The sequence below is a fragment of the Micromonospora sp. NRRL B-16802 genome (assembly GCF_001279555.1).
In the GTDB taxonomy this organism is placed as follows: Bacteria; Actinomycetota; Actinomycetes; order Mycobacteriales; family Micromonosporaceae; genus Micromonospora; species Micromonospora profundi.
The window spans coordinates 242645-255353 of sequence record NZ_LGEB01000064.1 but is presented as its reverse complement, the minus strand read 5'-3'; the positions used below and the strand labels follow the sequence as shown (position 1 = coordinate 255353).

Here is a 12709-nt window from a genome sequence, read left to right as displayed (position 1 = left end):
GACGTCAGGCCCCGGCGAGCGGGGAGAGAGCACCGGCGGACGGGACGACGTGATGGCGGCCGATGGGCAACATGAGGGGCTTCTCCGACGTCGGATCGATGATGACCTGGCTTTCGAGGCCGAACACGGCACGGACGCACTCTCGCGTCAGGACCTGCGCCGGCTCACCCGCAGCGTGCAGCGTACCGGCGGCCAACGCGATGAGATGATCCGCGTACCGGGCCGCGAGGTTGAGGTCGTGCAGCACCATCACGATCGTCGTCCCGCGGGTCAGGTTGAGGTCGGTGAGCAGGTCGAGCACTTCGATCTGGTGGCTGACGTCGAGGAACGTCGTCGGCTCGTCGAGGAGCAGCAGGTCCGTCTGCTGGGCCAGGGCCATGGCGATCCAGACCCGCTGCCGCTGGCCGCCGGAGAGCTCGTCGACCGAACGGTCGGCGAGGTCGGCGGTGTGCGTCGCGTCAAGGGCCGCCGCCACGGCGGCGTCGTCCTGCCTGCTCCAGCGCGAGAGCACCCGCTGGTGGGGGTTGCGCCCGCGCCCGACCAGGTCGGCCACCGTGATGCCCTCGGGCGCGGTCGGTGACTGGGGAAGCAACCCGAGGGTACGGGCCAGTTGCTTGGCCGGCAGCCGGTGCACGGCCTTGCCGTCGAGCAGGACGTGGCCGGCGCGGGGCGCGAGCAGGCGCGACATGGAGCGCAGCAGTGTCGACTTGCCGCACGCGTTCGCGCCGACGATCGCCGTGATCTTTCCGGGCGGCACGACGAGGTCGAGCGAGGAGATGACGACGCGGTCCTTGTAGCCGAGCATGAGACTCTCGACCGCGAGCGTGTGGGTGGTGGTCACAGCGAGCCTCCCGCGCGGTTGGTCCGGATGAGCAGGTAGATGAGGTACGGGGCGCCGAGCACACCGGTGACGACACCCACCGGGTAGCGGGTGTCGAAGGCGAACTGGCCGACGAAGTCCGCGACAAGCACCAGCAGCGACCCGACCAGGGCCGACGGCAGCAGCAGCGACCCGACCGGGCCGACGAGCCGGGCGGCGATCGGCCCGGACAGGAACGCCACGAAGGCGATCGGTCCGGTGGCCGCGGTGGCGAAGGAGATCAGGCCGACGGCCGCGACGATGACCAGGATCCGGGTGCGTTCGAGGCGGACACCGAGCGCCGCCGCGGTGTCGTCACCCAACTGCATCATGGACAGGTTGCGGGCCTGACCCAGCAGCACCGGTGCCAGGACGACCATGGCGACGGCCACCGGCGTGACCTGCTTCCAGGTGACGCCGTTGAGGCTGCCGGTGAGCCAGCGCAACGCCTCCTGCAGATCCCACTCGGCGGCCTGGCTCAGGACGTACGCGGTGAGGCTGTCGAGCATGGCGGCCATGCCGATGCCGATGAGCACGAGTCGGATGCCGGCGACGCCGTCCTTGAAGGACAGCAGGTAGATGACGAGCGCCACCGCCAGCCCGACGACGATCGCGAAGGCGGACACGCCCGCCTCGCCGAGGTTCAGCATCACGATCGCGAAGGCGGCGGCGGCGCTCGCGCCGGAGCTGATGCCGATCATGTCGGGGCTGGCGAGCGGGTTGCGCAGCATCGTCTGGAAGGTGACGCCGCCGAGCCCGAAGCAGGCGCCGGCCAGGACCGCGAGAACGGCGCGCGGCAGGCGGAGCGTACCGACGGTGAAGGACGCGCCGGGGACGTCCTCGCCGGAGAGCACGGCCAGGACGTCGGCGGGCGGATAGAAGGTGCGTCCCGCCATCAGCGAGACGGCGAACGCCGCGACGACGAGGGTCGCGAGGACGGCGAGGACGACCCGCCGTCGACGCGTACGGCGGACCCGGCCGTGGGTGACGGCCGTCAGAGTCGCAGTGCTCACAGCTCGCGTACCTTCTGCCGCCGGACGATGTAGATGAAGAACGGTGCGCCGATTAGCGCCGTCACGATGCCCACGTCGATCTCCGCGGGGCGTGCCACCACCCGGCCGACGACGTCGGCGGCGGTCAGCAACGACGCGCCGAGCAGCGCGGAGAACGGCAGCAGCCACCTGTGGTCGAGCCCGATGAGCAGCCGGCACACGTGCGGTACGACGAGGCCGACGAAGCCGATGGGTCCGGCGACCGCCGTGGCGGCGCCGCACAGCAGTACCGAGCCGGCGCCCGCGACACCTCGCACCACGGCGACCCGCTCGCCCAGCCCGGCGGCGAGGTCGTCACCGAGGGCGAGCGAGTTCAGCGCCCGGCCGGACAGGAGACAGACCACCAGACCCACCGCGAGAAACGGCAGTGCCTGCCGGATGCTGTCGTAGGTGGCCCCGCCGACGCCGCCGATCTGCCACGAGCGGAAGTTGCCGGCCACGTCGTTGCGGGGCAGCACGAAGGCGCTGATCAGCGAGGCGAGCGCGGCGGAGGTGGCGGCGCCGGCGAGCGCGAGCTTGAGCGGCGTCGCGCCACCGCGTCCGAGAGAGCCGATGGCGTACACGAAGACGGCCGCGAGGGCGGCGCCGAGGATCGCGACCCAGAGGTAGCTGGTCGGCGAGGAGAGGCCGAACATCACCATGCCGGTGACCACGGCGAGCGACGCCCCCATGTTCACGCCCAGGATCCCGGGGTCGGCCAGCGGGTTACGGGTCACGCCCTGCATCACGGCCCCGGCCAGGCCGAGCGCCGCTCCGACGGTCACGGCGAGCAGGGTGCGGGGGATCCGTTTGGTGACGGCGGCCTGTTCCATCGTGTCGTCCACGCCCTGGAACGCGGCGAGGATGTCGGACCACCCGACGCTGCGGGAGCCCAGCGCCACCGATGCCGCCATGAGCAACAGCAGCACCGCGATCGCGACGACGAACCACAGCAGTCGGACCGGCACCGGACGCCGCACCATTGCGGCGTCCGGCACGGTACGCGGGTCGAGCGTGGTCATGACACCTTGTCGGCTGCCTTGGCGAGCATCGCGACGTAGTCGTTCAGCACGAATCCGATGGCCAGCGGGGTGGGGTTCGCGGCGGTGCCCAGCGGCGTGGCGCCGGAGAGCATGACCACCGAACCGCGCTTGACAGCGGGGATCTTCGACAGCAGCGGGTCGGCCTGCGCGGCGGCGAGGAGCTTGTCGTCACCGTAGGCGACGATGACGTCCACGTCGTTGAAGACCTGGATCTGCTCGGCGCTCTGGCTGAGGCTGAACTTGTCGGTGCCTGCGGAGAGGGTGGCGATGCTTGCCGGGACCTTCAGGCCGAGGTCGCCGAAGAACTGCGCCCGGGTGTCGTGCGTCGTGTAGAAGCCGATCTTGCTCAGGTCGGTGGGGTCGATGTGCGTCATGAACATCGCCGACTTCCCGGCCAACTGCGGGTACTTCGCTGCGGCGTCGGTCATCTGCTTCTCGATGTCGGCGATCAGCGCGTCGCCCTCCTTGGCGAGGCCGAGGGCCTGGCTCTCCAGCTTGATGGTGTCGCGCCACGCGGTGGCCCAGGGTGCCTCGGGGTAGGCGACGACCGGGGCGATCTTGCTGAGGGTGTCGTACTCCTGCTGGGTCAGGCCCGAGTACGCGGCCAGGATGACGTCCGGCTTGGTGTCGGCGACGGCCTCGAAGTTGATGCCGTCGTTCTCGTCGAACAGCACGGGGGCGGTGCCGCCGAGCGTCTTGAGCTTCTCGGCGACCCACGGCAGGACGCCGTCGCCGTCGTCGTCGCCGAAGTTGGCCTTCGCCATGCCGACGGGGACGATGCCGAGGGCGAGGGGCACCTCGTGGTTGGCCCAGGCCACCGTCGCGACCCGCTCGGGCTTCTCGTTGATCGTCGTGGTGCCGAGCGCGTGCTTGATCGTGACCGGGAAGGTGGCGGAACCGCCGGCGGCGGAGGCCTCCTCCGGCTCGGTCGAGTCGCCACAGGCGGCCAGCGCCAATGTCGCGGCCAGGGCCACGAACCCGGCCAGGAAACGGTGTGAGCGCATGCCTCTAAACTCCATCGCTTGGTTAGGGGAGGCTAACCTAACATAACGATGTGAGTCGTTCTCGCAACCCGGGGTCACCGGCCGATCTTGCCGGAGGAGCCGGTAGGCGGGGCACGCGCCGGCGGGCGGCCCGGACAGTCGTCCGGGCCGCCCGTGGGACCAGCGTCGAGGGGGCCGCTGACCCGTCGATCAGGTCACTGTCGCGCTCAGCCGCCGAGGCTCGCCGCGGCGGAGGCGATCGACGAGGCGAAGTAGCTCACCTGGGTGTAGACACCGGGATAGTTGGGCCGGGCGCAGCCCTGGCCCCAGCTGACGATGCCGACCTGGATCCAGGCGTTGGCGGCGTCCCGGCGGAACATCGGGCCACCCGAGTCACCCTGGCAGGTGTCCACCCCGCCGCTGGCGTAGCCGGCGCAGATCTCCTGGGCGGCGATGACGTCGCCGCCGTAGTAGGCGTTGCAGGTGGAGTCGCTGACGAACGGGACCGTCGCCTTGAGCAGGTACCGCTGCTGACTGCCGCCCTCCCGCGCCGCCCCCCAGCCGGCGACGGTGAAGGTGCCGCTGTCGTACGCGGTGGTGGTGGCGATCTTCAGAGTGCTCAGCCCGGTGACGGGGGTGGCCAGCCGGATCAACGCCCAGTCCCGGCCGCTGCCGTTGTAGCCGGGCGCCCGGTAGACGTAGTTCGACCGAACGGTGATCCGGCTCGACGACTGGAGGTCGACCGCGCCGAGGGTGGCGGTGATGCTGGTGTTGGTGCCGGTGGCGCCCACACAGTGCGCGGCCGTGAGCACCAGTCGGGAGCTGTAGAGGGCGCCGCCGCAGCCCATCGAGAGCCGCACCATGAACGGGAACTCGCCCTGGGCGGCGCGGCTACCGCCGACGACGTTCGGCGTGATCGGACTGTCGGCCGCGGCCGGGGCCGCGAGGGTGAGGCTGGCCGCGGCCAGCGCGGCGGCCACCAGGCCGGTGAGGGTACGCCAGCGAACCATGCATTCCTCCGCATCATGGCGGTACGCCTCGTGAGCGCACCTCATTCGAGATAGCCGCCATCATATTGAGAATCATGAATTGAATGGCTCATCTTCCCTGGGTCGTACCTCGGCGGTATGCCCACCCCCCGGGCGGTGCCGGCGCGGTGTCAGGTCGTGCGGTGTCAGGTCGTGTCGGCGTCATGTCGGCGCGGTGTCAGGCGACCCGCGCAGGCTGTGCCGCATGACAAACGACCTGGTGATCGAGGCCGACGGCCTCGTCAAGACCTTCGGGAAGACGAGAGCGCTGCGGGGCGTGGACCTCGCCGTGCCCCGGGGCACGGTGCTCGGGGTGCTCGGCCCCAACGGTGCCGGCAAGACCACAGCCGTGCGCATCCTCTCCACCCTCCTGGCTCCGGACAGCGGCACCGCCCGGATCGGCGGCTTCGACGTGGTCCGCGACGCCGAGCGGGTCCGGCAGAGCATCGGCCTCACCGGCCAGTACGCCTCCGTCGACGAGGACCTGACCGGGCGGCAGAACCTGGAGTTGTTCGGCACGCTGCTGGAGTTGGGGCGCGCCGGCGCCCGGCGGCGGGCCGCCGAACTGCTCGACTGGTTCGACCTGACCGACGCCGCGAACCGGCCGGCCAAGACGTACTCCGGAGGCATGCGGCGGCGGCTGGACCTGGCCGCCAGCCTCGTCGGCTCCCCTGACGTGATCTTCCTGGACGAGCCGACGACCGGCCTCGACCCGGCCAAGCGCGAGGACATGTGGGGCGTGGTCCGGTCGCTGGTGTCGAACGGCTCGACAGTGCTGCTCACCACGCAGTACCTGGAGGAGGCCGACGCGCTCGCCGACGCGATCACGGTGATCGACCACGGGCGGGTCATCGCACACGACACACCCGACGGGCTCAAACGGGTGGTGGGCGGGCAGACCCTTGAGGTCCGGCCGAGCGACCCCGCGCAGCTACCCCGGATCGCGGCGATCCTGTCCGAGGTCGGCTCCGGCACGCGGGCCGACGAGATCCGCAAGGGCGTCCTCGCGGTTCCGGTCACCGACGACAAGGCCCTCACCGAGAGCGTCGCGCGCTTCGCCGCCGCAGGGATCTCGGTCACCGAACTCTCCCTGCATCTGCCGAGCCTCGACGAGGTGTTCCTCACCCTCACCGGGCGTACGGCATCCGACGACGACACCACAGACCGCACGGAGGTCGCGGCATGAGCACCCTGATCGGCACCACGGGGCCGGCGCGCCCGACGGCCGTCGGCCAACCCCGCCCGTTCCGGCTCGTCCGGCACTCCTTGGCGCTGACCAAGCGGAGCCTCATCAAGACCTGGCGTACGCCCGAGGCGCTCGTCGACGTCACGTTGCAGCCGGTGCTGTTCCTCGTCATCTTCGTGTACATCTTCGGCGGCGCGGTCGCCGGCTCGACCCACGACTACCTGCAGTTCCTGCTGCCCGGCATCCTGGCGCAGACCATCGCCACCGGGGCCATCGCCATCGGCGTCAACCTCAACACCGACATCGCCAAGGGCATCTTCGACCGGTTCCGGTCGCTGCCGATCCCCCGCTCCGCACCACTGGTCGGCGCGGTTCTCGGCGACGTCGTCCGGTACGTCATCGTCACGGTCTCGACCCTCGCGATCGGCTACCTCATGGGCTTCCGGATCGAGACCGGCCCGGTGCGGGCCATCGCCGGGTGCCTGCTCGCTGTGCTGTTCGCCCTGTGCCTCAGTTGGCTGCCGGTCTACGTGTCGATGAAGGTGCGCACCCCGGGTGCCGTACAGGGCCTGATGTTCGCGCTGATCATGCCGTTGAGCTTCGCGTCGAACGTGTTCGTCAGCGCCGACACCCTGCCGGGCTGGATGCGGACGTTCGTGGACGTCAACCCGATGACCCACCTGGTCGCATCGGTACGTGGGCTGTTCCTCGGCACCCCACTCGGCTCCCACGTGTGGTGGACCCTCGCGTGGTGCGCCGTCTTCGTGGCGCTGTTCATGCCGCTGGCGCTGCGGGCGTACCGCAGGAAGATCTGACCTCAGGCGAGCAGGTCGCCCATCAGGTCGCGGATCCGGGCGGTGGCCATGGCCACCGGCCGCTCCCGCCACGCGGCCAGCAACGGCTCACGCTGCTCCTCGTCCCCGAGGGTGGCGATGAGCCGTTCGCCGTACCCGGGCGGGAAGAACGACTCGACGTGGCTGCCGATCCGCGTGGCGAGCGCGGCCAGTTCGCGGGCGACGCCCACGTCACCCCGGTACGCCGCGAGTTCGGCGCCGCCCAGCGCCCACGCCCCGATCACCGGCAGATCGCGCGAGGCCAGCGCGTCGTCGCGGGCGAGCGTCAGCAGGGCGACCGTCCGGGAGTCGACGTCACCGGCCGACGCCGGCCGCGCCTCGGCGATCCGCAGGTGTAGACCGGCCAACCCGACCCGGAGCATGACACGCGGCTGCGGCGGCGGCCCGACCCACTCGGCCAGTGTCCGGCTCACCTCGTCGGCGTGCGCGAGCGCCTCGTCGTATCGGGCCTGCTGCCAGGCGAGATGCGCCAGACCGAGGCGCGCCTGGGCGACGTCGGCCTGATCGGCCTGGCCCGATGTCGCCGTCTCGCGCAACCGTCGCGCGGCCTCCGGATCCCCGCCGAGGGCAAGGTGCATGTCCAGCCGCACCCGGATCGACCGCGCGTCCTGCGTGGCACCGACGAGTTCCATGTGCCGGACGCTGCGCGCCAGCCATTCGGCCGAGCGGGCCTCACCGGCCGGGATCAGGAACTGCCCGACGGCCCCGGCCGACATCGCCATGCCCCAGTGGTCACCGACGGCCTCGAAGCGCAGGTACGCCTGCTCGGCGTCGACCATCGACGCCTGCGGCATACCGCCGTTCTCCCGTACCGCCGCGCGGGCGAACAGGCCGAGCCCCTGCACGTACGGGTCCGGATGCGCGACCAGCCCTGTCGCGCTCGTCAGGCTCTTCTCCAGATCGGCCCCGTCGAAGCCGGGCAACGCCGTCGCGAGCGCGGTCATCCGGGATGACATCTCGGACGACCGCTCGGCAAGGAGCCGCCGCAGGGCCCGGCGGGCCAGCGCGGCGAGGCGCAGTTCGCCACTGATGCCGGCGTTCAGGCCGATCACGAGGCACATCCAGGCGAGCCGGTCGGCGTGGGGCAGTGGTCGGCCGGCGGCCCGGCCCGACTGGATCGCCGAGTGTCGCCGCCGCCGCGGATCGTCGACGTGCAGCAGACCCCGCGCCCACCCGACGACCTCCAGGTGCAGGCCGCGCACCGTCCAGAGGTGGAGCAACGCGGTGGCGACGTCGACCGCCGCCGGCTCGTCGTCGTGCCCGAGCGCCCAGCGCAGGCCCGCCATCAGGTTGTCCTGCTCGGTGGCACAGCCGTCGAGCGCCTCGATCTGGCCGGGGCCGATGAACCGCTCGCCGAGGGCGACGGCCCGCTCCCGGGCCCAGTCGACAAGGCCGGCCATGGCCCGGTCCCGCTCGCCGGCCGCGTCGAGGCGGGCTTCGCCGTACTCGCGGACCGTTTCGAGCATCCGGTAGCGGGGCGGGCTCTCGCCCTCGACAAGGGTCAGCAGGGACTGTTCGACGAGCGTCGCCAGGCCGCGTCGGACGTCGGCGCTCTGGGCGACGACGGCGGCGAGGTCAGCTGTGAACGGCGCGGGGATGACAGCTAGCCGCTGGAGCAGCGCCTGGTCGTCGGGGGCGAGCAGTTCGCGGCTCCAGTCGACCATCGCCCACAGGCTCGCGTGGCGCTCCGGCAGGCCCCGCAGGGCGTCGTCGAGCAGCGCGAACCGGTCGGTCAGCCCCGCGAGCACATCGTCGATCGGCATGTGGCGCAGTCGCGCCGCGGCCAGTTCGAGCGCCAGCGGCAGGTTGTCGAGCCGATGGCACAGCGCGAGCGCCCGCTCGGTGTCCCAGGTCGGCACGGCGCCGCCGGCCCGCGCCCGGGACTCGATCAGCCCGAGCGCGTCGGAGTCCGGCAGGACGGGCAGCCGGTGCACCGTCTCGCCGGCCAGGCCCAGCGGTGCCCGGCTCGTCGCGAGCACGGCGACCTCCGGCGAGGTGACGGCCAGCAGGTCCGCGACGACGGTGGCCGCCGCGCCGAGGACGTGCTCGCAGTTGTCCAGAACGACAAGCCCGTCGACGTCCGGCGCCACGGCCCGCAGCCGCTCCTCCGGGCTGAGCACCCGCCGTTCGAGACCCAGGTTGCCGCCGGTGGTCGAGGTGTCCGCGCCACCGAGCACCGCGAGCACCGTGGGCAGCACCTCGTCGGGTGAGCGGAGGCCGGCGAGTTCGACCACCCGGACCGGCTGCCCGGCCTCGACCGCGCGCCGCGCCACCTCGGCGGCGAGCCGGGTCTTGCCGGCGCCACCGGTTGCCACGACCGTCACCAGGGCCGCCTGGGTGAGGGCGTCCCGCACGGCCTCGACGTCCCGCTCCCGGCCGACGAGGGCGGTCATCGGCCGGCGCCACCCGGCGGGCAACCCCGGCTGGCGGGGCGTCGTCGTCGCGGCCTCCGGTGCGGTGAGCTCGCCACGAAGCAGGGCCAGGTGGACCTGCGTGATCACCGGCGCCGGGTCGGTGCCGTACCGGTCGGCCAGTTCCTCGCGGAGCCGCTCGACCACCTCCAGCGCCTCGGCCTCGCGGCCCTGGGCGGCGAGCACCCGCACGAGCAGGGCTGCCGACGGCTCGTGCGGCGGCGTACGCGCGGCGAGCCGACGCAGGTCGGCCTCGTCGACCGGGCCCGCACCGGCGAGCGCCGTCTGGGCGCGCAGCGCGGCGACGTCCGCGAACAGGTTCGCGTCCTCGGCGGTGTCGAGGGCCGGGACAGCGCCGAACAGGGCACGGGCCTGATCGGCGGTGTCGCGGGCGGCGCGAAGGTCGCCGGACCGCATCGCGGCGCGCGCCCTGTCGACGAGGGCACGTGCCTCGACCGCGTCGACGGTCACCTCGTCGGCGGGCAGTCGGTAGCCGCCCGGCGCCGCGACCACGGGCAGCCCGAGCCGACGCGCCCGCGACACCAACGCCTGGACGGCGCCCGTGGCGTCGTCGGGCGGGCTGCCGTCCCAGACGGCGTCGACGAGCAGGCTGGTGGAGACCGCCCGCCCGCGCGCGTCGACGAGCGCGCGGACCACTGCGGCGAGCCGTTCACCCCGGATCGGCTGTCCGTCGACAGCGAGCGGGCCGAGGATCGTGATCTGCACGGACCCAGCATCCCTCACCCTTTCGGGGGGCGGTGGCCTGCCCGGAAGCGGGAACGGCTTGACAGCTCATCATCAAGTTAGGTAAGCCTTTCCTCATGCCAGGCACCCTGACCCAGACCCTGCCCGTCGCACCGTGGCGTTCGTTCGCCGTCACCGTGCGCGCGGTCGAGCGGCTCAGCCCCTCCTTCACGCGTGTGACGTTCACGGGGGCGGACCTCGACCGTTTCGCCGACAACGGCTACGACCAGCGGATCAAGCTGGCGTTGCCGCTGCCCGGACGGCGCGGGGTGGACCTGCCGCAGGGGCCGGACTGGTACGCCGCGTGGCGGGCCCTGCCCGAGCACCGGCGCAACCCGATTCGCACCTACACGGTGCGCGCGGTCCGTCCGCACCTGGCCGAGGTCGACGTCGACCTGGTGCTGCACGGCGACAGCGGACCGGCGACGCGCTGGGCCCGGCGGGCGAGCGTCGGTGACGAGGTCGCCCTCGTCGGCCCGGACGCCGGCTACGACGGGGACCACGGCGGCATCGAGTTCCAGCCGCCGACGGCGGGCTGCCTGCTGCTTGCCGGCGACGAGACAGCAGTACCGGCCATCAGCGGCATCTGCGAGCGGCTCCCCCAGGACACGCGGGGCATCGTCGTGCTGGAGGTGCCCGAAGCCGGCGACGTGCTGCCGCTGGCGGCACCGCACGGCGTCGAGGTCCGCTGGGTGCCCCGGGGCACGGGCGGGCACGGCAGCCAGCTGGTACCCGCCGTCGCCGCCGCGGCGGAGGAACTGCTCACCCACCCGTGCGGCACGACCCAGTCGATCTCGGACGTGGACGTGGACACCGAGATCCTGTGGGAGGTCCCCGACGAGGTGCCCGCGACGCCGCTGTACGCGTGGCTGGCCGGAGAGGCCGGCGCGATCCGCACCCTGCGGCGGCACCTCGTCGCCGAACGGGGTCTGGACCGGCGGGCTGTGGCGTTCATGGGCTACTGGCGACTCGGCCGCGCTGCCTGAAGCCGTCACCGCTCCGGGCGGGGCACGGAGCGCGGGATGCGTTCGACGCCGTACGGTGCGTACAGTTTCGGGTCGGACTTGAGGTGGGCCGGCTCATCCGGCACCGGGAACGGGACGAGACACAGACGCATGACGGCGGACACACACCCGAAGAACGCCCAGCACGCGATCGACCGTGCGCAGCTGGAGACCTGTCTCAGCGTCTTCGCGGCATTGGAGGAGCTGCCTCCGGACCACCCCGACGTGCTGCGGGTGCAGCGGGCCACCGCGCGCCTCTACAAGGTGATCAAGCAGCGTCGGCGCGAGGAGCGGCGTGACGCCATCCTGGCCGCCGACCGGGCGGTGACGGAGGCCACCGCCACCGGCGCCCCCGGTCGGATCGACGACGAGACCCAGGGCATCCCGCTCGCGTCGCCCACCGTCGGCGCCACGGCGGGCGTCCTGCACAACCCGCGCGGCTGCTACGTCTGCAAGCAGCGCTACCGCGAGGTGGACGCCTTCTACCACCAGCTCTGCCCGTCCTGCGCCGCGCTAAACAGGCAGCGTCGGGACGCCCGCACCGACCTGACCGGCCGCCGCGCGCTGCTCACCGGAGGCCGGGCCAAGATCGGCATGTACATCGCGCTGCGGCTGCTGCGCGACGGCGCGCACACGACGGTGACCACGCGGTTCCCGCACGACGCGGTCCGTCGGTTCGCGGCGATGCCGGACAGCGCGGACTGGCTGCACCGCCTGCGCATCGTCGGCATCGACCTGCGCGACCCCGCGCAGGTGATCGCCCTGGCGGACTCGGTCAGCAGCCAGGGTCCCCTCGACATCCTCATCAACAACGCGGCGCAGACCGTGCGTCGCTCCCCCGGGGCGTACGCGCAGCTCGTCGCCGCGGAGGCCGCGGCCCTGCCGGACGGTCCGCTGCCGGAGCTGATCACGTTCGCCAAGCCGGGCGGTGGCCCGGCCGGGAGCCTGACCGCCGCCGCGGAGTCGACAGCGCTCACCCCGCACGCGCTCACCGCGCTGGCGTTGACGAGTGGCTCCGCCTCACCGGAGCGGATCGCCGCGTCCACCGCCATCGACGCGGGCGGCCTGGTGCCGGACCTCGATTCGGTGAACAGCTGGGTGCAGCGGGTGCACGAGGTCGACCCGGTCGAGCTGCTAGAGGTGCAGTTGTGCAACGTGACGGCGCCGTTCGTGCTGGTCAGCAGACTGCGACCGGCGATGGCAGCGGCGACGGCCCGGCGCAAGTACATAGTGAACGTGTCGGCCATGGAGGGCCAGTTCGGGCGCGGCTACAAGGGCCCCGGACACCCGCACACCAACATGGCCAAGGCAGCGCTGAACATGCTGACCCGCACCAGCGCCGAGGAGATGCTTACCGACGGCATCCTGATGACGAGCGTCGACACCGGGTGGATCACCGACGAGCGGCCCCACCCGACGAAGATGCGGCTGGCCGACGAGGGTTTCCACGCCCCGCTGGACCTTGTCGACGGCGCCGCCCGGGTGTACGACCCGATCGTGCGCGGCGAGCAGGGTGAGGACCTGTACGGCTGCTTCCTGAAGGACTACGCGCCCTGCGCCTGGTGA

Annotated in this window: 10 protein-coding genes; 4 read left to right on the top strand and 6 right to left on the bottom strand. The window is 72.2% G+C overall.

Annotated elements, in window-relative coordinates; all coding sequences use genetic code 11:
* Positions 1-4: 4 nt before the first annotated feature.
* The 5 genes from ADK66_RS17900 to ADK66_RS17880 form a co-directional block, all read right to left on the bottom strand.
* Entirely contained in the window at positions 5-841 is an 837-nt protein-coding gene (locus ADK66_RS17900; protein ID WP_053656721.1) for an ABC transporter ATP-binding protein, read from the bottom strand.
* The gene (locus ADK66_RS17895; RefSeq protein WP_053656719.1) at positions 838-1872 is read right to left on the bottom strand and encodes an iron chelate uptake ABC transporter family permease subunit; all 1035 of its coding nucleotides are present in this window, start codon (positions 1870-1872) and stop codon (positions 838-840) included. Before ADK66_RS17895 ends, ADK66_RS17900 begins: the two co-directional genes overlap by 4 nt.
* On the bottom strand, positions 1869-2912 hold the full coding sequence (locus ADK66_RS17890) for an iron ABC transporter permease (RefSeq protein ID WP_053656717.1): 1044 nt from the start codon (positions 2910-2912) through the stop codon (positions 1869-1871). The genes ADK66_RS17895 and ADK66_RS17890 overlap by 4 nt, the downstream gene beginning before the upstream one ends.
* Entirely contained in the window at positions 2909-3937 is a 1029-nt protein-coding gene (locus ADK66_RS17885; RefSeq protein WP_082377521.1) for an iron-siderophore ABC transporter substrate-binding protein, read from the bottom strand. Before ADK66_RS17885 ends, ADK66_RS17890 begins: the two co-directional genes overlap by 4 nt.
* Before the next feature lie 206 nt (positions 3938-4143).
* Positions 4144-4926: a trypsin-like serine protease gene (locus ADK66_RS17880; protein WP_053656713.1), complete on the bottom strand. Its 783-nt coding sequence runs from the start codon at positions 4924-4926 to the stop codon at positions 4144-4146.
* A 223-nt stretch (positions 4927-5149) separates the two neighbouring features.
* On the opposite strand from ADK66_RS17880, the gene ADK66_RS17875 reads away from it, so the two are divergent.
* On the top strand, positions 5150-6130 hold the full coding sequence (locus tag ADK66_RS17875) for an ATP-binding cassette domain-containing protein (protein WP_053656711.1): 981 nt from the start codon (positions 5150-5152) through the stop codon (positions 6128-6130).
* Entirely contained in the window at positions 6127-6945 is an 819-nt protein-coding gene (locus tag ADK66_RS17870) for an ABC transporter permease (protein WP_053656709.1), read from the top strand. The genes ADK66_RS17875 and ADK66_RS17870 overlap by 4 nt, the downstream gene beginning before the upstream one ends.
* A gap of 2 nt (positions 6946-6947) precedes the next feature.
* On the opposite strand, the gene ADK66_RS17865 is transcribed toward ADK66_RS17870, so the two are convergent.
* The gene (locus ADK66_RS17865; protein ID WP_053656707.1) at positions 6948-10121 is read right to left on the bottom strand and encodes a BTAD domain-containing putative transcriptional regulator; all 3174 of its coding nucleotides are present in this window, start codon (positions 10119-10121) and stop codon (positions 6948-6950) included.
* 107 nt (positions 10122-10228) lie between these two features.
* Here ADK66_RS17865 and ADK66_RS17860 point away from each other — a divergent pair, with 107 nt between their 5' ends.
* A complete protein-coding gene (locus ADK66_RS17860) occupies positions 10229-11125 on the top strand; it encodes a siderophore-interacting protein (RefSeq protein ID WP_053656950.1) in 897 nt (298 codons plus the stop codon).
* Between the two features lie 129 nt (positions 11126-11254).
* Positions 11255-12709, top strand: coding sequence for an SDR family oxidoreductase (locus ADK66_RS17855; protein WP_053656705.1), 1455 nt, complete (start codon positions 11255-11257; stop codon positions 12707-12709).